At 67.6% G+C, this 20,519-nt stretch carries 18 protein-coding genes; 10 read left to right on the top strand and 8 right to left on the bottom strand.

Translation table 11 applies throughout. From position 1 onward, the window contains the following. Positions 1–180 precede the first annotated feature (180 nt). The 4 genes from cutA to ASE28_RS33360 all read left to right on the top strand — a co-directional run bounded on the left by cutA (position 181) and on the right by ASE28_RS33360 (position 5,107). The gene (gene cutA, locus ASE28_RS05880) at positions 181–588 is read left to right on the top strand and encodes a divalent-cation tolerance protein CutA (protein WP_235516050.1); all 408 of its coding nucleotides are present in this window, start codon (positions 181–183) and stop codon (positions 586–588) included. A gap of 167 nt (positions 589–755) precedes the next feature. Then, positions 756–1,532: a response regulator transcription factor gene (locus tag ASE28_RS05875; protein ID WP_082607937.1), complete on the top strand. Its 777-nt coding sequence runs from the start codon at positions 756–758 to the stop codon at positions 1,530–1,532. 7 nt (positions 1,533–1,539) lie between these two features. After that, positions 1,540–3,561: an ATP-binding protein gene (locus tag ASE28_RS05870; protein WP_157421887.1), complete on the top strand. Its 2,022-nt coding sequence runs from the start codon at positions 1,540–1,542 to the stop codon at positions 3,559–3,561. Between the two features lie 226 nt (positions 3,562–3,787). After that, a complete protein-coding gene (locus tag ASE28_RS33360; RefSeq protein WP_057265447.1) occupies positions 3,788–5,107 on the top strand; it encodes a hypothetical protein in 1,320 nt (439 codons plus the stop codon). Between the two features lie 768 nt (positions 5,108–5,875). Here ASE28_RS33360 and ASE28_RS32450 read toward each other — a convergent pair. Continuing rightward, complete coding sequence (locus ASE28_RS32450) at positions 5,876–6,235, bottom strand: hypothetical protein (protein ID WP_162261432.1); 360 nt, start codon at positions 6,233–6,235, stop codon at positions 5,876–5,878. A 189-nt stretch (positions 6,236–6,424) separates the two neighbouring features. Between ASE28_RS32450 and ASE28_RS05860 the strand changes: the two genes are divergently transcribed. After that, positions 6,425–8,611: a fibronectin type III domain-containing protein gene (locus tag ASE28_RS05860; protein ID WP_162262235.1), complete on the top strand. Its 2,187-nt coding sequence runs from the start codon at positions 6,425–6,427 to the stop codon at positions 8,609–8,611. A gap of 33 nt (positions 8,612–8,644) precedes the next feature. Here the strand turns inward: ASE28_RS05860 and ASE28_RS05855 are convergent, their stop codons facing one another. From ASE28_RS05855 to ASE28_RS05845, 3 genes are all read right to left on the bottom strand, one after another. Continuing rightward, positions 8,645–10,495 carry a M48 family metallopeptidase gene (locus ASE28_RS05855; RefSeq protein ID WP_057265442.1) on the bottom strand — a complete coding sequence of 617 codons (1,851 nt, stop codon included), beginning with the start codon at positions 10,493–10,495 and terminating at the stop codon, positions 8,645–8,647. A gap of 293 nt (positions 10,496–10,788) precedes the next feature. After that, the gene (locus ASE28_RS05850) at positions 10,789–11,268 is read right to left on the bottom strand and encodes a hypothetical protein (protein WP_057265440.1); all 480 of its coding nucleotides are present in this window, start codon (positions 11,266–11,268) and stop codon (positions 10,789–10,791) included. A 59-nt stretch (positions 11,269–11,327) separates the two neighbouring features. Next, positions 11,328–11,582: a hypothetical protein gene (locus ASE28_RS05845; RefSeq protein WP_057204630.1), complete on the bottom strand. Its 255-nt coding sequence runs from the start codon at positions 11,580–11,582 to the stop codon at positions 11,328–11,330. Positions 11,583–12,090: 508 nt separating this feature from the next. Here ASE28_RS05845 and ASE28_RS05840 point away from each other — a divergent pair. Beyond that, the gene (locus ASE28_RS05840; protein ID WP_157421886.1) at positions 12,091–14,271 is read left to right on the top strand and encodes a TonB-dependent siderophore receptor; all 2,181 of its coding nucleotides are present in this window, start codon (positions 12,091–12,093) and stop codon (positions 14,269–14,271) included. 12 nt (positions 14,272–14,283) lie between these two features. Here the strand turns inward: ASE28_RS05840 and ASE28_RS05835 are convergent, their stop codons facing one another. Together ASE28_RS05835 and ASE28_RS05830 are read right to left on the bottom strand one after the other, a co-directional pair. Beyond that, entirely contained in the window at positions 14,284–15,894 is a 1,611-nt protein-coding gene (locus ASE28_RS05835) for a tannase/feruloyl esterase family alpha/beta hydrolase (protein WP_057265436.1), read from the bottom strand. A gap of 133 nt (positions 15,895–16,027) precedes the next feature. Further along, positions 16,028–17,071 carry a helix-turn-helix transcriptional regulator gene (locus ASE28_RS05830; protein ID WP_057265434.1) on the bottom strand — a complete coding sequence of 348 codons (1,044 nt, stop codon included), beginning with the start codon at positions 17,069–17,071 and terminating at the stop codon, positions 16,028–16,030. Positions 17,072–17,272: 201 nt separating this feature from the next. Between ASE28_RS05830 and ASE28_RS05825 the strand changes: the two genes are divergently transcribed. The 4 genes from ASE28_RS05825 (at position 17,273) to ASE28_RS05810 (ending at position 19,528) form a co-directional block, all read left to right on the top strand. Next, positions 17,273–17,665 (top strand): hypothetical protein, encoded by a 393-nt coding sequence (locus ASE28_RS05825; RefSeq protein ID WP_057265432.1) that lies wholly within the window; start codon positions 17,273–17,275, stop codon positions 17,663–17,665. A gap of 73 nt (positions 17,666–17,738) precedes the next feature. Then, positions 17,739–18,575, top strand: coding sequence for an alpha/beta hydrolase (locus ASE28_RS05820; RefSeq protein ID WP_235516057.1), 837 nt, complete (start codon positions 17,739–17,741; stop codon positions 18,573–18,575). A 146-nt stretch (positions 18,576–18,721) separates the two neighbouring features. Next, complete coding sequence (locus tag ASE28_RS05815) at positions 18,722–19,117, top strand: VOC family protein (protein WP_057265428.1); 396 nt, start codon at positions 18,722–18,724, stop codon at positions 19,115–19,117. A 27-nt stretch (positions 19,118–19,144) separates the two neighbouring features. Beyond that, positions 19,145–19,528 carry a RidA family protein gene (locus ASE28_RS05810; RefSeq protein ID WP_057265426.1) on the top strand — a complete coding sequence of 128 codons (384 nt, stop codon included), beginning with the start codon at positions 19,145–19,147 and terminating at the stop codon, positions 19,526–19,528. A 15-nt stretch (positions 19,529–19,543) separates the two neighbouring features. Here ASE28_RS05810 and ASE28_RS05805 read toward each other — a convergent pair whose 3' ends face one another. Together ASE28_RS05805 and ASE28_RS05800 are read right to left on the bottom strand one after the other, a co-directional pair. Then, positions 19,544–19,945 carry a DUF1398 domain-containing protein gene (locus ASE28_RS05805; RefSeq protein WP_057265424.1) on the bottom strand — a complete coding sequence of 134 codons (402 nt, stop codon included), beginning with the start codon at positions 19,943–19,945 and terminating at the stop codon, positions 19,544–19,546. Between the two features lie 29 nt (positions 19,946–19,974). Further along, the gene (locus tag ASE28_RS05800) at positions 19,975–20,454 is read right to left on the bottom strand and encodes a MarR family winged helix-turn-helix transcriptional regulator (RefSeq protein ID WP_057265422.1); all 480 of its coding nucleotides are present in this window, start codon (positions 20,452–20,454) and stop codon (positions 19,975–19,977) included. Positions 20,455–20,519 lie beyond the last annotated feature (65 nt).

Below are 20,519 nucleotides of genomic sequence, written 5' to 3'. Positions count from 1 at the left end.
TCTTTTGACGAAGCAAAAGAAGGTAGGTGCGCCGCCGGGCGCACACCCCGGCCTCCGCCCTCGCCCAAAGCACACAGCAACCATCGCCCAAGGACCAGTACCAGGACCACTGGACCTGCACCCCCCACCTGTGGCAGACTGCCCGACCCAGCTCCATCACAGCCCCTTCGGGAGACCAGCATGATGATGACCCCTCCGAGCACAGCGGCAACGCCAACGGCACCAGCCCTTCGCGAAATCCTCATGGTCACGACCACGGTCGCCACCGAAGCCGAAGCCAAACGCCTCGCCCACGCGGTGCTGCACGCCCGCCTGGCCGCCTGCGTGCAGGTGGAACCCATCACCGCCTACTTCCACTGGGAAGGCGCCCTGGAAGCATGCCGCGAACTGCGCGTGGCCTGCAAGACTGCCGCGAGCGCCATGCCCGCGCTGATGGCCCTGCTGCGCAAACAGCACCCCTACACACTGCCCCAGTTGGTGGTGCAGCCGGTGCAGGCCTCGGCCGAATACGGCTGCTGGGTCGATGAGCAACTGGTGCAGCAACAGCCGCAACAGCCCGCCCGCCAGCCTGCGATGGCAATGGCCTGAGTCAAGGGCGGCGCGCGCACCGCCGCAAGCGCGTGCAGCGTTGCACCCTTGGCGCGGGCAGGGAGGCCCAACCGCACTGCAACGTTGTTTCTAGTGCAATTGAATGAGGTACAAGCGGCCCACACCTCGTCATAATCCGCCGCGTGGCTCCATTCAGCAATTCCTCCATGGGCGTCGTCGACGCGCCTGCACCCCCTGCCGCCGCCCGCGGCTGGCAGGGCGTGGTCCACCGCATCCGCGTGGGCGTGGTGGAAGACGAGCCCGAAGAACGTGAAGCCTTTGCCGAGCACATCACAGCCCAGCCCGACATGGAGCTGGTGCTGGTGGCCACCAACCGGGCCGAAGCGCTGGCGCTGCTGCCACTGCACGCGGTGGACGTGCTGCTGGTGGACCTGGGCCTGCCCGATGGCTCGGGCCTGGACGTGATCGTCGCCGCGCGTGCCCGGTGGCCAGACTGCAACGTGCTGGTCAGCACCATCTTCGGCGACGAGGCGCATGTGCTGCCCTCCATCGAGGCGGGTGCCACGGGCTACCTGCTCAAGGACAGCAGTGCGCCGGGCCTGGTCGACGAGATCCGCAGCGTGCATGCCGGGGGCAGCCCCATCAGCCCCATGGTGGCGCGCAAGATCCTGGCGCGGGCGATGGTGCTGCCGCTGCCGCCCGCGCTGGCGGCGCAGGCGGCCCCGGCGGCCGATGCCAGGGCGGGCGCGCTGGCACTGGGTGAGCCCGGCCTGCCATCCCACGAAGTGGCCTTGTCGGTGCGCGAGCGCGCCGTGCTGCAGCTGGTGAGCAAGGGCTTCAACACCGAAGAGGCGGCCGCCACGCTCGGTGTCTCCACCTCCACCGTGCGTACCTTCGTGCGGCGCATCTACGCCAAGCTGCAGGTCCGCTCGCGGGCCGGCGCCATCGACGTTGCGCGCCGCCATGGCCTTCTGGCCGACTGACACACGGATGCGCCGGCCGTCCTCTCGCCGGCATTCGCCTTCACCCTCCCTGCGCTGGCTGGTGCTGCTGTGGCTGGCTTCGGCCGCACTCGTGGCCATGGCGGTGGCGGGCGCGCACGCACAACAGCCGGCTACCGAAGAGGGCGCTGGCGCCAGCCACCTCAGGCAGGCAGGCTTCTGGCCCGAGCCTGCGGGTGCCGGCTGGCAGGCCCCCGCCGCGCCGCCGCCCGAGGTGCTCCACGGCAGCGTGCCCTGGGAGGACGTGGCCTTGCCCCACAGCCGCCCGCGCAGCATGGCCGAATCGAGCGACACGGCAACCGCGCTGCCCCAGGTGGTGTGGTACCGGCTGCAGGTGCCTGCCGGCGCTGCGCCGGCCGACGGCACTTTCCTGTACCTGCCGCGCTGGCAGACCATTGGCGGCATTGCCGTGTATGCCGATGGCCAGCTGGTACACCGCTCGCGCGGCAGCCGGGTGTGGAACAGCTTCAACCGGCCCCTGTGGGTGCCGCTGGCCGACGCGCAGGGTGCGCCTGCACCGGCCACGGTGCTGGTGCGCATGGCCAGCCAGCAGGGCGTGGGCGGCGCCATTTCCACCGCCTGGGTGGGCGGCGAGGGCGAGCTGCTGTGGCGCTACCAGGTGCGCAGCTGGCTGCAGGCCGACTTCACCGCCATGGCGGCGGGCGCCTTCGTGGTCATCGGCATCTTCGCCTTTGCCGTGTGGTGCGTGCGCCGCAGCGAGGTGATGTACGTGCTGTTCTTCGCCACGTCGGTAGCCAACGCGCTGCGCATGGTGCAGTTCACCATGGGCGACGTGCCGCTGCCGATTTCCGACGACTGGTTCGGCTGGCTCACGGCCAATTCCCTGGGCTGGTCGCTGGTGTGCGTGTTCCTGTTCACCGTGCGGGTGCATGGGCTGCGCATGCCGCGGGTGGAGCGCACCATCATCGCCCTCGTCACCGCCGTTTCGGTGGTCACGCTGCCGTGGCTGCCGCTCAAGGTGGAGACCGTGCTGCCCGCCATCTACCTGTGCATCGTCGGCGTCACGCTGATCGTGGCGGCTTCGGGCATGTGGGCGTCGTGGGTCAACCGCTCGCCCTGGGCCATGGTGCTCAGCCTGTGGGTCTCGCTCACGGTGCCCGCATCCATCTACGACACGCTGATGGCCAGCTACCGCGTGTCCATCGAAGGGCTGTACCTGGGCCCCTACGCCTCCATCGGCGTGTTCGCGATCTTCCTGGTCATCGTGTTCCTGCGCTACACCGGCGCACTGCGCGAGGTCGAGACGCTGAACGCGGGGCTGGAAAGCCGCCTGGCCGAGCGCGAGGCCCAACTGGCCGCCACCTACGCGCAAGTGAACCAGCTGGAGCGCCAGCGCGCACTGGATGCCGAGCGCCAGCGCATGATGCAGGACATGCACGACGGCATCGGCTCGTCGCTGATCAGCGCGCTGCGCATGGCCGAAGGCGGGCGCCTGCACGAGGGCGACATGGCGCGCGTGCTCAAGGAGTGCATCGATGACCTCAAGCTCTCCATCGATTCGCTGGACCACAGCGGCGCCGACCTGCTCAGCCTGCTGGCCGCGCTGCGCTTTCGGCTGGGGCCGCGCCTGCAGGCCGCAGGCCTCACGCTGCGCTGGGGTGTGCAGGATGTGCCCGCGCTGGAATGGCTCGATCCCAAGAGCGCCCTGCACGTGCTGCGCATCCTGCAGGAGGTGCTGACCAACATCATCAAGCACAGCGGTGCGCAGTCCATCGGCATCTCCACCACGTCGGACGCCACGGGCGTGCAGGTGCTGGTGCGTGACGATGGCCAGCCCTTCAGCTCACCGTCCGCCACCCCGCCGCCGGGCAGTACCGTACCGGGCCGGGGCAAAGGGCTGGGCAACGTGCGCTCGCGCGTGCAGGCCATCGGTGCGCAGTGCACATGGACTGCCGGCAGCGGTGCGCAGGACGGGGCTGGCGCAGGCAATGTCTTTTGCCTGTCGCTGCCCCTGCAGCAGCCTTCTCGCCAGGTGCCTGGCCCCGCGTAGTCCCGTAGCCCAAAGCCGCACTCCGCTTGCGGGTCCACACCGCAGCGGCGGTGCCTGCGGGGCCCAAAAAAAATCGGCAAATGTCATCTAGTTGGGGGACATACAAGCGCGTGCGAAAGGCCTAGCATCGCCGCTGCATTACCCAATAGCTCTTATTTCTATAGCTGCGTAACAAGGCGCGGCGGGCGATGCGCTGCCTGTTCAATTTCAATTGGGGATTTTCGCCATGACACACCACCGTTCAATTGCCGCCACCGCCGCCGCCGGCACCACCTTCACCGCCCGCCGCACCGTCGCCGCCATGGGCTGCATGCTGCTGCTCACCGCCGGTGCATCGGCCCACGCCGCCGTGTGCCGCGTCAGCAGCACCGGCACCGACGCCGGCGACGGCCGCACCTGGGCCGCAGCCACCTTGCTGCAGTCGGCCCTGGCCAAGCCCGCGTGCAGCGAAATCTGGATCCAGCAGGGCACCTACAAGCCCACCGAGGGCGCAGACCGCTCCATCGCATTCGCCATCAACCGCCCCGTCAAGCTCTATGGCGGCTTTGCCGGCACCGAGACCGCGCTGGCCCAGCGCAGCGCCGACAGCCGCCTCACCGTGCTTTCGGGCGACATCGGCACGCCCGTGGTCAGCGCCGACAACAGCCACCATGTGGTGGTCATCGGCGGCCTGGGCGCAGGCGCCAGGGCTGCATCGGTGGCCGGCATCTACCAGCCCGCCGACACGGTGATCGACGGCCTGAGCATCGTGCACGGCCGGGCCGACGGCGCCAGCCACGCCAGCGGCGGCGGCCTGTACTGCAATGGCGCGGGCCAGGGCAGCGTATGCAGCCCCAGCATCGCCAACGTCAGCTTCCGCGGCAACTGGGCGCGCGACGACGGCGGCGCTGTCTACTCGCTCGGCGCGGCCGGCGGTGCCAGCAGCCCCGGCATCACGCAGTCCACCTTCATCGGCAACGCGGTGGACGGCTACGGCGGTGCCATCGCCAGCGTGGGCCAGGGCGGCACCAGCAGCCCCGCCATCGCACAGTCCACCTTCATCGGCAACGCGTCGGGCCGCTACGGCGGCGCCATCGCCAGCCACGGCAACGCCGGCACCAGCAGCCCGCGCATCACGCAGTCCACCTTCAGCAGCAACTGGGCCGGCGACTTCGGCGGTGCCCTGGCCAGCGTGTCCAGCGGCAGCAGCGGTGTGAGCCGCCCCCTGCTCAGCCAGTCCACGCTGATCGGCAATGCGTCCGACGGCTACGGCGGCGCGCTGTCCTCACTCAACTTCGCGGGCGGCGGCGGCCAGGTCGAGGTGGTGTCCTCGGTCATCTGGGGCAACACCTCCGTGCATGGCGTGCAACTGGACACCACCTACAGCGGCAAGACCAGCGTGCAGGCCAGCATCCTGCAGGGCGGCTGCGCGGCCGGCCCCGACTGCGTGGGCGTGATCAACGCCGACCCCACGCCCGGCAGCACCCTGGCCGGGTACGGCAACAGCGGTGGCAACGGCAACCAGGCCCTGCTTCTGCTGCCGCGCGCGCAGGCTTCGCTGCCTTGAAGCCAGTCTCTGTGGGCCCGGTTACGGTGTCACCAGCAGGCCTTCGGCCAGGCGTGAACCGGGCGCTCTGCGGTGCCCGGGCCCTCAGAAAAAGCCGCATTTGTCATCTAATTAGAGGACATACAAAACGGATCGAAAGACCTAGCATGCCCGCTGTATTGCAATGCATCGCGCGCGCTGGCTTCTACATCCGTACCGCTGGGCTCAGGCGCTGTTTGCAACCGTTTTGCTTTCACCAGACGCCTGTTGCCCATGACTACATCCATCGCCTGCGCTTGTCCCCTGCACCCATCTGCACGCAGGCGCAGCAGCGTGCGCACGCTGGCGTTCCTGGTGATCCTGGCGTGGGTGGTGTCTGCGGCTGGCGCTGCCCATGCAGCGGTATGCCGGGTGACCAATGCGGGGACTGGCGATGGCAGCACCTGGGCGACGGCTGCGCCGTTGCAGTCTGCGCTGGCGGATGCCAACTGCGACGAGATCTGGGCCAGCCAGGGCACCTACCTGCCTACCCTTACGGTGGATCGCAGCATCAGTTTTGCGATCAATCGCCCGCTGAAGCTTTATGGAGGATTTGCGGGGGGTGAAACCTCCCTGTCGCAGCGCAGCAGCGACAACCGGCTGACAGTGCTGTCGGGCGATATTGGTGTTGCTGGGGACAACACGGACAACAGCCGCCACGTCGTGGTCATCGGTGCCGCAGGCAACGGAGTCCATCAACGAAGCGATACGGTGGTAGACGGGCTGAGCATTGTCGACGGAAACGTTTTCTCAATCGGCCAGTATTCCGAGACCAAAGGTGGCGGTCTTCTTTGCAGTGCTGTTGGCAGCGGCAGGGTATGCAGCCCGACCATATCCAATGTGTTGTTTCGCGGCAATTCGTCCATTCAGGCGGGCGGCGCGCTGGCGAGCATGGCCGGTTCCGGCGGGGTGAGCAGTCCTCTCATCCGGCAATCCACATTCACGGGCAACACGGCCAGTACTGGCGGCGGGGCCGTGTTTGTCTATGCTGGGACGGCAAGTACCGCCAATCCAGAAATTCTGCAGTCCTCGTTTGACGGAAATACCGTACCAGGTAATTTTGGGGTGGGAGTCGGTGGCGCCGTCCTTCTGTATGGCAATCTTGGACACGTGGTAACGCTGATTTCGCAGTCCACTTTCAATGGAAACTCAGCGACGGCTGCGTCCGGCGCAGGCGGTGCCATCGCAAGCTCTTCGGACGGTGGAGGAACCAGTGTCGCCACTATTACCCAATCCACCTTGGTGGGTAACTCTGCCACTTCCGGAGGGGCGGTGCACATCACCAGCAGTACCTTCGACGTGAAGTCTTCCATTGTGTGGGGCAATACTGCGGCGACCGGTTCGCAGTTCCATGTCAACGGAGGGAGCATCTCGGTGGACGGCAGCATTGTGGAGGGAAGCTGCCCGGCCGGCGTGACTTGCACCGGCGCTCAAAACCTGGACCCGCAGTTGGGCCTTTTGGCGTTGAACGCAGGCTCCACCAAGACGATGATGCCCGGCCTTGGCAGCCCGGCGTTGAGCGTGGCGGGCTCATGCAGCGCGTCGGCCGTGGACCAGCGCGGCGCGCCGCGCCCCACCAGCGGCAGCTGCGACGTGGGCGCGGTGCAGCGGCAACTTGCTGCACCGGCTTCGCCCACCAGCTTCGTGGCTGCGGCGGGCAACTCCGCGCTGGCCCTTTCCTGGTCGCCCGGTGGGGGCGGCTGGCCCCACCACGAGGTGACCGACACCACGGGTGGTGGGTCCACCGCCGTCTGTTCCACCACCGCAACCACCTGCACCGTGCCCGGCCTGCTCAACGGCACGGCTTACACCTTCAGCCTGGTCGCGCGCAACGAAGCCGGAACCAGCGGCCCGGCAACGGCAAGCGGTACCCCCATGACCCTGCCGGACGCCCCGACAGCTACCGCCGCAACGGCAGGCAATGCCCAGGCCACCGTGGCGTGGACAGCCCCGGCCAGCAATGGCGGCAGCCCCATCACTGGCTACACCGTCACCGGCACCCCCGGCGGTACCTGCACGGTGGCCGCAGCCGCGCCCCGCACTTGCACCATCACAACCCTGACCAACGGCACACCCTACACCTTCACCGTGAGGGCGACGAACGCCGTGGGCGACAGCCTGCCATCGCTTGCCAGTGCGCCTGTCACGCCCACCGCACCGGTGGTCGTCGCCCCGCCCGCCGAAGACCCCGGACCGACCTCGACGACCATCAACACCCCCGGCAGCACCACCACCATCACCAACCCATCCCTGCCCGTGGTGGTGGGCCCGGGCGCGGGCGGCGGCACCATCGTGCTGCCCGGCACGGGCACCACGCCGACCACACTGCAGGTCATCGTCAACGGCCAGCCGCTTACCGTTCAGGCGCTGCCGGGCACGCAGCTGCGCATTGCCGAGGTCAATGGGCAAAGCGTGCTGGTGCTGGTGGTGCTGGAGGGCTGGGCCTCCATGACCTCCAGCGCCGTGGGCCAGCCCATGGTGCTGGCCGGGCCGGTGCTGCTGAGCGCGGGCAGCGCAGGCACCCTCGTCGAAGCCCAGCCGCTGGCCGTGGCCGTGCAGGTGGGCTTGCTCACCGCCCCCGCAGGCAGCTTGCCCGCCGTGGGCAGCATGGGCCTGCAGGCTGGCGAGCGCCTGCAGGTCAACGACCAGGGGGCTGTGGTCGCGATCACCCTGGGCTCGCTCAAGGGCGATGCCCAGCAGCCGGGCGACCCCATGGCGTTTGCCAACCTGCCGGCATCCATCTCGGTGGACAACAAGGCCTTTGCACGATTGAACGGCGCCCTGGCCCGCCTGTCGGGCGGCAACATGGCCCAGGGGCTGGAGGTGGCGCCCTCGGGCGTGTTGCTCGTACGTGATGGTGGCCAGGTCTTCCAGCTGCTGCCCACCCAGCCCATCCTCATCGACGCGCGCCTGCCCGACGGCATGGGCTTCACCCCGCTGGGCCTGCTGCGCTGGGTGCGCGGTGGGGTGGTGGTGCAGTTCGCCCCCGCCGTGGCCGACCTCGCTGGCCTGGCCCATGCCGTGACAGCAGCCTTGCCCGATGCCACGTTGAAGCTCGGCGCCGAAGGCGTGCTGCAGCTGCGCACCGGCGGGCAGACCTATGTGCTGCGGCCCGACTGGACGGGCAGCGGAACGGCCCCAGGCGCGCCGCAGATCGGTGTGGACGAGCAAGGCCGCATCTACCTGCAGACAGGGCAGGGCGCACGGCAGTGGCTGCTGCCCGCGCTGCTCAACGCAACCCAGGCCAGCAGCATTTTCACCACGGCGCTGCCGGGTGCGGTGCTGTCGGTGCAGGCGGGCAGCAACACGGGCGCGCTCACCCTGACTCTGGCAGGCCAGGCATGGCGCCTGGTGCCGCAGTGGGTGCTGCCCAGCGGCAGCGCGGCCCAGGTGCCGCCGCAGGCGGGGCCGTGGTGGATGGGTTCGGATGGCCTGCTGTACCTGAAGCTGGGCACGCAGGTGCAGGGCGTGCGGGTCTCGGATTGAGGAGGGCCACCCGCCCGGCATGGCGGGCCGGGCTCAGGCTTCCTGCTGCTGCGCCCGCATGATCTGGTGGCGTTGCCAGTAGTGGCCAACCTTGGCGTTGAAGGCGTCCTTCTCCTTCTTCAGGCCGCCGAGCTTGATCTTGCTGGTCTTGGCGCCGATCACCGCTTTTTCGGGGTGGGTGACGATCAGGGCATTGCCCCAGGTGCTCTCCTTGAATTCCAGCGCCTTGATGGCGTCCCAGGCCACGGTCACGCCATCGGCCGAGGTGGCGATGCCTTCGATGCTCACGGTCACTGTGTCGTTGCCCTTCAAGGCGTACTGCACCGGCGGAAAGTACTGCAGCACCAGCGCACGCTCTTCGTCGTTGGCGGGCTCGTAGCGGTAGGCCAGGCTGCGCTCGTGCTCTGCTGCAAAGGCCTGCTCGTACGCGCCCCACATGCGCTGCTCGATGGCATCGGCCGTGAGGATCTGCTGCGCCCAGGTGGCGGCGGGCACGCGCACGACGATGGCGCCGTAGTCGCTCTCGGCCAGCGCCACGCCCACGGAGCGCATGCGCTCGGGCATGGCGGGGTGCGAGTCGAACGGGTGGGGTACGTTGGCCGTCTTCATCTCCGAGAGGAAATCGGCCGATGCGGCATAGGGTGGCAGCCCTTGGGCCACATAGCTGGCAATGCCCAGCGCGGCGGCGTCGTGCTTGCGGTTCTGGCCGAAGAGCTCGCTCTCGATCTTGGAGCGGTACTGCGCATAGGCGGCGATCTTCACCAGTGATTGCGCAATCGCATCGGGCGAGACCAGCTGGGCGGCAGTGCGGTCGGCCTCAAACTCGCGTGCGCGGCTTTCGCGCGCCAGCGCCACCTCGAAGATGGTGCGGTAAAGATCGATCAGGGGCAGGAACACGGCCGTGAGGCCGCCCTCGCGCATGGCGTGGCGGTAGTGGTCGTACTGGCTGACCTTGGGGCCCAGCAGCGCACTGCTCTGGGTATCGCCGCCGCGCAAGTGCGCCAGCTCGTGGCCCAGCACGGCATCGGCTTCTGCCTGGTCGAGCAGGCGCAGCAGGGGGATGCTGACGAACAGCGTGCGCCCGGTGAGCCGCTGGTTGCCCACGGTGAGGGGCGCCTCGGTCACGAAGAAATTGGCGTCGATCCCGGCCACGATGTTGCGCGGCGGCTCGGTCTTCAAGCGCTCGGCCATGTGGCGGATGCGTGCCCACAGCAGGGGGGCATCGGCCTCGGTGAGCAACTCGCCATCCACGCCGTTGTTCAGCTGCACCCGCTTGAAGATGCCTACCACCGCCATGAACACCCCGCACGCGACCAGGATCCCCACCAGGATGATGAGCTTGGGCCAGTACTTGTGCATGAAGAACGCCGTCACCCAGAACGACAGCCACACCGCCAGCGCCCCCTGCACCACCAGCGAGGTGGCGCTGGCCCAGGTGGTCAGGTGCCAGCCGGTGACGAAGCTGGTGTACTGCAGCCTGCGGTTGACGAAGGCCAGGGCACCGAGGGCCAGCACGGCCACCAGCAGCACCACGCCGGCCACCATGCTCCACAGCGACAGCTTGCGCACCAGGTTGAACTGCCACAGCTCGCCATAGGTCTCGCACATGGCCTCGCGGTAGTCCGCTACTTCGGGGTCCTGGTTGGTGCAGATGGTGGACGGCGGGTTGGCGCGGTAGAAGTCTTTCTGCACCTGCTTCTCGGCTGCGGGCATGGCCTTCTCGGCATCGATGCGCTGGCTGATGCGGGCGATGAACCGGGTGTCCTCGTCGCGCTGGGCATACCCTGTGAACAGGTAGGCGGCCAGTGGGATCAACAGCAGCGCGAGCAGCGAATAGGCCAGGTATTTGGCCAGGCCCAGGCGCAGGGCAGAAGAGATTTTCATAGAGGTACGCGATTGGTTGTGTGTGCTTTTTCGGTCCGACCCATGGAGCCCAGGGGCACGCTTGCAGCGCGCCCCTTTTCCTCACTCCATGCGGGGGATTATCTAGACGCGCACGGGCTGTGGCCGCGCCAGGAAGTAACACTTGGAACGGCGGCACCGGTGTGTGACATTTGCCACGGATGCCACAAAAAAATAGGGGGTGGCCTGCCAGGGCGGCAGCTCCCAATAACGGGCGCCTGGCCGGCATTGCCGGCTTGCGGGATGCCCGTGTGCAGGCGGCCGGTTACGGCGAATTACTTCGGGCTTTTCAGCACGACTTCGGCAAAGCAGTAGTAGTGCATGTCGTCGTCTTCCTTCTGCTTGCAGTTGTTCTCGCCCACCTGCAGCCGGCGCGCGGTGGCCGGCAGGGCCTCGAACTGCACCTTCACGGTCTTGCGCTTGCCCGGCCGGATGGTGTCCATCCCCCGCGCGCACGACCGGATCCCCGTGACTCCCAGTTGCTTGAGCACCAGTCCGCTGTCCAGGTCCTTGATCGTGAACGCTTCGGGGCGGTGGTTGGGGTGGATGCAAGCCTCACCGATTTCTTCGGTGGTGTTTCCCACCACGATGGTCACCGTGGTGCCCTTGGGCGTGACGGTGATGTCCCGCAGGACGGTGTCGCTGTCCTCGGGCAGCGGCATGTTGAGCTTGTAGCTCTGGGCGTGGGCGCTGCCTGCGGCACCCAGGGTGATGGCTGCCAGGACAGCCGAGGCTGCCAGAATTTTGGTGAACACGGTGACTCGTTTCAAGGGAGGGAAGAGGGGGCGCAAGGGGTTCTCGGCGGCAGCGGGCATCACTTCCACTGCCGGCCGTCGCCAGCCGCGCAACCGTAGGGCGGCACGGACTTGGCAAACCGCTCCTGCAGCTGCGCGCAGCCCCAGCGGTTCAGTGGCCCCGGCGCGCGGGAATTGAGTTCGATGCCGATCTCCTCATAGGGCGACTTGGCCTTGCTGACATAGTCGTACCAGCGTTTGCCGACGAAGAGCGTGATGGCCGCAACGCCGATGAGGACCACGAGGAGGGCTTTGAGTGCAGGGGATTTTTTCAAGAAAAGGGCCTGGTTGTTGTTGTGAAGCGCTTGGCAGGTGCGATTGTGTTGGCGTTCGGCGGCAGGCCGGCCTTGCGCGGCGTATGCATGCCGCCAGTCGTGAAGCAATGCACAGAATCGGCACATGCCGTGCCCATCAGTGGGTGGTGTCGCAACGCCCTCGGCATGGGTGAAAGCCGGTGTTGCGCGAATGCCCGTTTGTGGTCCAAGGTTGTCGGCATGCCTCTGAAATGCTTCTAAAATAGAACTGATTCTCGTTACGGTTATTGCCTTATTCGTGTTGTCAGCCAGTGCCGGGTGGCCCTTCGCGGTCGTCCGGTGGTTCGCACCAGCTGCGATCCACCTGCGCACCAGCCAGCCAATCCCGCTCCCCCATCGACCGCCCCGCGTTGCTGCCATTGCGTGCAGCGGCCTGCATGCGCGCGCTGCCGTGCATTCATGCGCGAAGTGTTGCCGTGTAGATGGGGGCGTGCATTCCTCCACCTTTTTCGTACACAGGCCTTCGATGATGTCCCGATCCCCCTTGTCCTTCGCGCCCGTGGCGCTGGCCGTCATGGCCCTCGCCAGCGCCACCGCTGCCCGCGCGCAAAGCGTGGAATCCACCACCGCAAACACGGACGTCAAGGCGCCTGCCGCAAGTGCCAGCGGAACCCGCAGCACCAACCTTCCCCCCGTCATGGTGCGCGCCCAGCAGGACCGCACCAGCACCGAAGGCACCGAGCGCTACAACAGCACCCAGGCCACGGTGGGCAAGGCGGCGGCCGAACTCAAGGAGATCCCCCAGTCCATCAGCGTGGTCACCCAGCAGCGCATGGAAGACCAGAACATGCGCAATGTGGAAGAAGTGCTGGAGCAGACCCTGGGCTATGTGTCCGAGCGCTTCGACAGCGAATCGGCCTCTTACTCGTCGCGCGGTTTCGCCATCAACAACTACATGATCGACGGCGTTCCCGCGCCCGGCACGGCATCCGCGTGGGACTCCGTGCTGTTCGACCGGGTGGAGCTGCTGCGCGGCCCTTCCGCGCTGTTCAGCGGCGTCTCCAGCTCCGGCGGTGCCGTCAACCTGGTGCGCAAGCGCCCGCAAGATACCTTCCAGGCGCGGGGTGCAGTGCAGCTCGGCTCATGGTCCACCAAGCGTGCCGAGGTCGACGTGACCGGCCCGCTCAACCAGGCCGGCACCATCCTGGGCCGCCTTTCGGCCGCCAAGCAGGAGGGCGGCACCTACCAGAGCGGCGCCCAGCGCGACCGCTATGCGATTGCCGGCTCGCTCGACTTCAAGCTTGCGCCCACCACCAGCCTGCTGGTCGGCGCGCACGCGCAGAAAGTCGACGGTTGGCTCACCGGCGGCCTGCCTTCGTACACCACCGGCGCGCTGCTCGATGTGCCGCGCTCCACCTGGCTGGGCGCGGACTGGAACCGCTCCGAGCAGGACGAGAAGTACGTGTACGCCGAACTCACGCACCGCTTCAACGACGACTGGCGCGCCCGCCTGCACTGGAGCGGCTACCGCAACGACCAGGCCACCAACTACCTGTACCTGCCCAACGGCCAGGTCACGCCCACCAACGGCCGCACCAGCCTGATGCTGTGGTTCAACCAGACGCGCATCGAGCAGAACGTGCTGGACGCCAACCTCACCGGCAGCTTCAACGCCCTGGGTCGCAAGCACGATGTGGTGGTGGGGGCAGACTGGCGCCGCAACACCAATGCCTCCACCTCGGGCCGCTATGCCAACTACTACGTGCAGGACGTGTATGCGCCCGACCACTCGGCCGTGCCGTACCCCGACCGCCCGGCCACGGCGCGCGCGCAGTCCGAAACCTCGCAGTACGGCCTGTACGGCCAGACCCGCCTGCGCCTGGCCGACCCGCTCACGGTGGTGCTCGGCGCCCGCGTGAGCTGGTACGACACGCAAAGCCGCAACCTGCTGCCCACCACCGGCGCCTGGACCACCAGCCAGGTGGACCACAAGCTCAGCCCCTATGCCGGGTTGACCTATGCGTTCACCCCGCAGGTCTCGGGCTATGTGAGCTACAGCGACGCCTTCACGCCGCAGACGCAGCTGGCCTTTGGCGGCGGCGTGATCGACCCCATCGTCGGCAAGCAGCTTGAAGTGGGCGTCAAGGGCGAGTTCTTCGACCGTGCCCTCACCACCAGTGCTGCCGTCTACCGCATCCGCGAGGTCAACCGCGCCCAGGCCGACCCGGTCAACACCGGCTTCTCCATCGCCCAGGGCGAGGTGGAAAGCAAGGGCGTGGAGCTCGAAGCCTCGGGCCGCATCACCAAGCAGTGGAATGTCTACGCCGGCTACGCCTACAACGAGAACCGCTACGTGCGCGACACATCGAGCGGCGGCCTGCCGCTCAACGCGCTCACGCCGCACCACAGCGTCAAGCTGTGGTCGCAGTACCGCTTCAACGACGGCCTGCTCGACGGCCTGAGTGTCGGCGCAGGCGTCAACGCCTACAGCAGTGCCAGCGGCGGCAACGCCACCACCAACACCCACCGCCCCGGCTTCGGCGTGGTGAACGCCGCCATCAGCTACCGCATCGATCCGCGCTGGACTGTGGCGCTCAACCTCAACAACCTCACCGACAAGGTCTACTGGCAGCGCGTGTACACCACGGGCCGCAGCAACTTCTTCGGCGAGCCGCGCAATGCGAGCGTGACGCTGCGGGCGAGTTACTGACCTCCGCCGGTATCACACGGCCGCGCAGCTGAAGCTCTCCGCCTTCGCCGGGTCGCCCTTGCCGTCATAGCGCGGGAACTTCGGGTACTCGCACACCGGGCGCTGCAGCACCGGGGTCTGCTGGCCGGCGCGCGGATCAGCGGGTTCGTAGCGGGTGGCCACCAGTTTGTCGGGCGCGCTGCCGCGCTCCAGCCAGGCGTCCATGGCGGCCAGCAGGTCGATGCTCACGGGGTCGGTGCCCGGGCCGTCGAGGTTGTGGCCGTTGGAGGGCGAAGTCAGCATGCGGGCAAAGCCCTGCACCTTGCTGGCACCCAGGCGCTGGCGCACGCTGTCCAGGTACTCGGCCGTGCGGTACACCGACACGCAGGCATCGCCCATGCCGTACCAGATCAGCAGCTTGCCGCCGTTGTCGGCAAAGGCCGAGAGGTCGGGGTTGGTCGCGTCGATCAGGTTCGCCAGGCGCAGGTACGACGCCTGGTAGCGGGTGGGGTCGTGCTGGAGCAGGTCGGCAGCCGGGTTGCCCTCGACCAGTCGTGCGGCTGCGGAAACGGCCATGTAGTTGAAGGAGTCGCGCGCCTCGAAACTGGGGCCGAAGACATAGGCCTCCCAGTCCGACGTGGCCGCGCCGCCGCGGCCAAAGCCGGGGTAGCCGCGCGCGCCCTGCGACAGGGTCACGGGCACGTCCTTGTTGGCGTAGATCAGGCGCACCGATTCGATCTGCCCGGCGGTCAGGCAGCTGTCGTTGTCGGAGCCCTTGCACAGCAGGTCTGTGGGCACGTAGTTGCAGGCTGCCACATTGCCGATGATGCCGTCCTTGAGGCCATCGAGCCCGTCGCATGCCTGCGTCTCGGCCTTGGCGTACAGCGCGATCTTGGCAGGGCTCATCCAATTCTCGGGTTTGGAGAAAACGTGGCGCAGCAGCGTGGGCCCCAGGTTGGTCTGGTGCGCCTGCTGGCTGATGGCGGGCTCCATGGCCACCACGCCGTCGTAGTCCTTGGGGTAGTTCTGCGTGGCGGCGAGGGCCGAGCGCCCGCCGTTGGAGTGGCCGATGTGGTAGCGGCGCGCAGGGCGCTTGCCATAGAAGTCGGCGGCAATAGCCGTGCCCACCTCCAGCACGAAGTGGTTGGCGTCGAAGGCATGGTTGCGCAGCGCCACGTCGCTCGCGCCCCAGGCAAAGCCGGGCGCCAGGTGGCCTGAGTCGGAGCTCATCTTCACATACGTGTGGGCCGATGCGCCGATGATGTGCTGGTACCACGGGTCGTCGGTAGGGATGAAGCCATCGAATGCACCACCGCCCACGGTCAGCGTCTTGCCGTTCCACACCGTGCCCGCAGGCAGCTCCACCGCCCAGTGGATGGTGGACTGGGGCGACGAGACGATCTCGCCGCGCACGATGCACACCTCGGGCAGCAGGCCCTCGGCCGCGCGCAGCTCCGTGCGGGTGATGGTCGCGCCATGGGGCAGGGTGGCCATGCGGTAGGTCGGGCAGGCCTGGGCCAGCGGCTGGCTGGCAGCGGGGGCGCTGGTGTCGCTGCCGCCGCAGGCGGTGAGGGCCAGTGCGGCCAGGGTGCCCATGGTGGCCGCGAGCAGGGCCGAGCCTGCGGACGGTGGGGTTGAAAGCATGGAATGCGTCTCCTGTTGTTGCTTGGTTCTTCCGAAGCCTTGAGGCTCCGGGCGCAACGATAGGGACGGGGGGGTGTTTTGACGCCTCTGCAAATGCAGAGGGACAGGGAAAACACCCGGCCAGCCGCGCGGCCTATTGCCGCCGGAGTGCGGCCACCAGTTCCACCTTGTTGCGCACCCCCAACTGCGCATAGGCACTGCGCAGGTAGGTGCGCACCGTGGCCGGTGTCAGGCCCAAGGTGGCAGCAATGTCCTTGTACGAATGGCCATGCGCGTACAGCGTGGCGGCGCTCAGCTCGCGCGGGGCCAGCGGCGGCTTGCTGGCGTGCGGTGATGGCATGCTGATCGCCAGCAGCGGGCCGCAAGCCTCAAGCCGCAGCCGGCAGGCCTTGCCGACCAGCAGGCTGCCCGGCAGCGTGGCCGGCAGTGCCGCCAGCAGTGCCGGGGGCAGGGCGGTGCCCGACCAGTCCGGGTAGGCTGCCTGCAACGCCAGCCCCACGCGCAGGCCCACGAAGAGCAGTTGGCCGGCGCCATCGGCCAGCGCATAGCTGTCCCACGGGCCGTTGCCTGCGGGCGCCGTCTGCAACTGCTCCAGCCGGTGCTGCCAGTGGCCCAGCAGGTGCGGCACGAACTCGCCGAACAGCGCCGCCTCCTGGTCGGTGAAGTTGGGCTGGCCTGGGCCGCGGTACATGCTCACGAAGAACATCAGCCCGCTGCGCGGCATGGCCACCGTGATCGCCATGCAGTGGTACAGCCCGTGGCGCCGGCAGAAGGCCTCGATGTCCGGCGGTATCGCGCCAGCAGGCAGATCGGGCATATCGTCGGCGCTCTCGCGGATCACCACGCCCAGCCGGTCCATGGACTGCTGCGCAAACGCATCGGCCATGGCCAGCGCATTCCACTCTGTGGCAAAGCTTTTGGACAGGCCGATGCTGCCATGCAACCAGTTGCGCGGCGGCGCATCGGCATGGCCGGCCGACACCTCGCCCCACCAGGCTGTGTCGAACCCGACCAGGGAGGTGCGCAGGATGTCGAGTGCCTCCTGCAGCATGGCCTGGGGTGGCGTGGTGCGCGCCACGTTGGCCAGTTGCAGCAGGCTGGCGCTCAGCGCGCGCAGAGGCGCGAAGGCCGGGGCTGCCAGTGGCTGGGGCGGGCTCGTGGTGGGGTGGGCCTGCATGGTGGCACTTGTCTCCTGCAGTGTTGTTGTTGTTGTTGTTGTTGCTGTTGTCGTCCGGATCGGCTCTGCAGCAGGACGCATGGTACGCAGGTTCGTCCGCCCTGGGCCTGCGCGTCTGGGCAAAATTCGGTTGGAGAGGTCACACGCGGGTGATACGCTCACGACAGTGTCTGGCCCGTCCTGCTGCCAATTTGTCCACCCATGGAACCTGCCATCCACTTCCACACCCGGCTCTTCGACGTCTCGCTGGAGCCTGACAACCCCATCAACCCCATCCGGGGGCATTCGCTGCTCGAATGGCTGCGCACGCGCGTGCCGGCGCAGCTGGAAATGACCGACGCGGACGCCGAAGACTGGGGCTGGTACGCGCATGTGAGCTGGGAGGGCCGCACCTACATGGTCGGCGCGGCCGCCAATGAGAGCGAAGACGGCAAGCACGAATGGGTGCTGTCGCTGACCAAGCACCGCTCGCTCAAGGAGCGCGTGCTTGGCAAGGCCAAGATGGCTGGCGACGATCCGTGCCTGGTGTTTTTCCATGGGCTCATTGCGCAGGAGCCGGGGTTCGAGGATGTGTCGGTGGAGGGGATCACTTGAGGCCCGTCCAGAGAACTTGTTCGTACCGGTGATGGTTGGGCGCCGCGTTGGGATACTTGCCCTGTGGGCATTGGTGCTGTTGCTCGGCTTCGTCGGTGCAGCCTTGTGCGCAGGCGAATGGCTCAGCCATCCTGCCACCCGCACCATAGGCCCGCCACCGAAAGATTTTTCGGCGCGCGAGGTCCGCATCGACACCGCCCCTGCCGGCCATGTGGCTGGCTGGTTTGCACCGGGCCAGCGAGGCCGGGGCGCCGTGCTGCTGCTCCACGGCGTGCGCGCCGACCGCACTCAGATGTTGGGCCGCGCCAGGTTCCTGAACCGGGAAGGCTACGCCGCCTTGCTGATCGATCTGCCTGCGCACGGCCAGAGCACTGGCGACCGCATCACCTTTGGCGCGCGCGAGGCGGCAGGGGTGAAGGCGGCCCTTGAGTTTCTGCGGCGCGAAAGTCCGGGCGAGCGCATCGCGGTCATCGGTGTCTCGCTGGGCGCCGCCGCCACCGTGCTGGCCCTGCCGTCCCCTGCGCCGGATGCCGTGGTGCTCGAATCCATTTACCCCACCATCGAAGACGCCGTGACCAACCGGCTGACCACGGTGCTGGGCCCTGCGGGCGCGGTGTTGGCCGGGCCCTTGCTGTGGCAGCTGCCGCTGCGCGCCGGGGTATCGACCGATGACCTGCGGCCCATCGAGCGCATCGCCCGCCTTGGGGCGCCCGCGCTCATTGCCTCTGGCGCCCAGGACAGGCATACCACCTGGGCCGAAACTGAGCGGCTCTTCAATGCGGCGGCCGGGCCCAAGGAGATCTGGCGTGTGGAGGGGGCTGGGCATGTGGATCTGCATGCCTACGGCCCTGGGGCATATGAGCGCCAGGTGCTGGGGTTTCTGGCGAAGTACCTGCGCTCCGAGGGGTGAGCCTGTGGGCTCGACCTCGCGCTTCACCAGGCGCTGCTGAAGGCCTGCGCCAGCACGCTCGGGCAAACGGGCACAGCATGCTGCCAGAACCTGGCAGCACCTCCTTCTAACCTCGCTCCTTTCTTTTCTTACCCAAGGAGCTTCGCATGAAGTTTGCATCCGTCCGCCTCGTCACCACGCAATTCGAAGCGCTCGTCGCGTTCTACACCCTGCTGTCGGGCACCGCTGCCACCCGCCTGGCCGATGGCTTTGCGGAAGTGCGGCTCGAAGGCGCCACGCTGGCGATCTCCGAGGAGCGCCTAGTGCAGCTGTTCAACCAGGGCGCCGCAACGGCCGCGTCGAACCACTCGGCCATCCTGGAATTCGAGGTGACCGATGTGGATGGCACACTGGCACGCATGCGTGGCGACGCCAGCGCCGAGGTCGTCATGCCGCCCACGGTGATGCCCTGGGGCAACCGCTCGGCCTTGCTGCGCGATCCAGATGGAAGTTTGGTGAATATCTTCTCGCAGCCCATGGCTCCCCCTGCACAGGCTGCGTAAGCTGTTCTGCACTCTGGAGACCTGCCCATGCAATCCACCCCCGTCAACTCCTCATTGGCCCCTGGACCCTCCGGTGGCTACTCCCAGGCCCTGGACGTGCGGGGCGCCACGCGCTGGCTGTACATCAGCGGCCAGATTCCGGTCGACCGGGCCGGTGTCGTGCCCGCCGCCTTCGCCGAGCAGGCCGACCTGGTGTGGGCCAATATCCTGGCCCAGCTCGATGCCGCAGGCCTGGGCGTGGCCAACCTGGTCAAGGTGACCACATTTCTCTCATCACGCCAATACGCCGATGAGAATGGCGAGGCGCGGCGGCGCGCGCTGGGGAGCCATGCACCAGCGCTCACGGTCATCATCGCCGGCATATATGACGAGGAGTGGCTGTTGGAGATCGAGGCCATTGCAGCCGCGTGAGGGTATTGGTTGCGTTCAGGGGGAGTCGGGAAACCGCTCCACATGCACCTCCCCCTTGCGGCCGAAGTAGCTCACATGCCGCCCCGCCAGCCACACCATGTAGCCCACACAACCCGCTGCGCGGGAGAGCTCAAGGAACTCGGGGTACATCACCTCGCCGCGCTGCGCGCCACGGATGGCGGCCTGCACGCCTGCCGCGTCGAAGCCCTGTGCGATGGGCGTGGCAGGCGGAGGCAGGGCCACGGCATGTGTCTCACCGCTGGGCAGGTAGTAGGTGGTCGCGTTGCTGCGGTAGTCGGCAAAATACGCCTCCACGCCGGCCTCGCTCAGGGCCAGCACGATGGCGCCGAAATGGGCCGTGCCGTCCTTGGATGATTGGGCGCAGCGTTCGATGGTGGCGATGGTCGTTTCGTTCATGGGCATCTTTCTGGGATGAGGTCTCGGATTCAACTGCGCGGCACTTCCTGCCACTGGTGCAGGCGCACCATCTCCTGCAGCAGGCGCGCCAGCCGCTGGCGCTCGGCTGCGGGCAGGTGGCCGAAGAACTGTTCGTCGTTGGCATCGGCCTTGGCGGCCAGCACGGGCACCAGGGCGCGGCCGGTGGGCGTGAGTGACAGGGTGTGGCTGCGCGCGTCCGTTGGCGCGCCCGCGCGCGCCACCAGGCCCTTGTCCTCCAGCCGGGCCACGACCTTGGAGGCGGCGCCCTTGGTCATGCCCAGGGCCTGGGTCAGCGTGGCGTGCGTGGCGGGGTTGTCGGCACCGTCCGCATCGAACAGCGTGCGCAGCGCCACCCAGTCGGTGACGGACACGCCCGATGCCTCCACCGCCTGCTGGAACCCGGCCGACACCTGGTTGGAGACAAAGCGCAGCCAGTAGCCCAGGTGGGCTTCGAGCGGGCTGGGGTGGGGCGATGGGTTTTTCTTCATGTTTTGTTTCTGCGGAAACTATCTGTGGCTGAAATATAGTTTCCCAAGAAACAAATTGCAAGTGC

The organism is Acidovorax sp. Root219 (assembly GCF_001428665.1).
In the GTDB taxonomy this organism is placed as follows: domain Bacteria; phylum Pseudomonadota; class Gammaproteobacteria; order Burkholderiales; family Burkholderiaceae_C; genus Acidovorax.
Note: the sequence above shows the minus strand (reverse complement) of the source record. Positions and strands in the feature narration are given on the sequence as shown.

What these genes read in the sequence shown, in the direction of transcription:
- cutA (WP_235516050.1), top strand. Translation starts at nt 181, where the DNA reads ATGATGATGACCCCTCCGAGCACAGCGGCAACGCCAACGGCACCAGCC.
- ASE28_RS05875 (WP_082607937.1), top strand. Translation starts at nt 756, where the DNA reads ATGGGCGTCGTCGACGCGCCTGCACCCCCTGCCGCCGCCCGCGGCTGG.
- ASE28_RS05870 (WP_157421887.1), top strand. Translation starts at nt 1,540, where the DNA reads ATGCGCCGGCCGTCCTCTCGCCGGCATTCGCCTTCACCCTCCCTGCGC.
- ASE28_RS33360 (WP_057265447.1), top strand. Translation starts at nt 3,788, where the DNA reads ATGACACACCACCGTTCAATTGCCGCCACCGCCGCCGCCGGCACCACC.
- ASE28_RS05855 (WP_057265442.1), bottom strand. Translation starts at nt 10,495, where the DNA reads ATGAAAATCTCTTCTGCCCTGCGCCTGGGCCTGGCCAAATACCTGGCC.
- ASE28_RS05840 (WP_157421886.1), top strand. Translation starts at nt 12,091, where the DNA reads ATGTCCCGATCCCCCTTGTCCTTCGCGCCCGTGGCGCTGGCCGTCATG.
- ASE28_RS05835 (WP_057265436.1), bottom strand. Translation starts at nt 15,894, where the DNA reads ATGCTTTCAACCCCACCGTCCGCAGGCTCGGCCCTGCTCGCGGCCACC.
- ASE28_RS05830 (WP_057265434.1), bottom strand. Translation starts at nt 17,071, where the DNA reads ATGCAGGCCCACCCCACCACGAGCCCGCCCCAGCCACTGGCAGCCCCG.
- ASE28_RS05825 (WP_057265432.1), top strand. Translation starts at nt 17,273, where the DNA reads ATGGAACCTGCCATCCACTTCCACACCCGGCTCTTCGACGTCTCGCTG.
- ASE28_RS05815 (WP_057265428.1), top strand. Translation starts at nt 18,722, where the DNA reads ATGAAGTTTGCATCCGTCCGCCTCGTCACCACGCAATTCGAAGCGCTC.
- ASE28_RS05810 (WP_057265426.1), top strand. Translation starts at nt 19,145, where the DNA reads ATGCAATCCACCCCCGTCAACTCCTCATTGGCCCCTGGACCCTCCGGT.
- ASE28_RS05805 (WP_057265424.1), bottom strand. Translation starts at nt 19,945, where the DNA reads ATGAACGAAACGACCATCGCCACCATCGAACGCTGCGCCCAATCATCC.
- ASE28_RS05800 (WP_057265422.1), bottom strand. Translation starts at nt 20,454, where the DNA reads ATGAAGAAAAACCCATCGCCCCACCCCAGCCCGCTCGAAGCCCACCTG.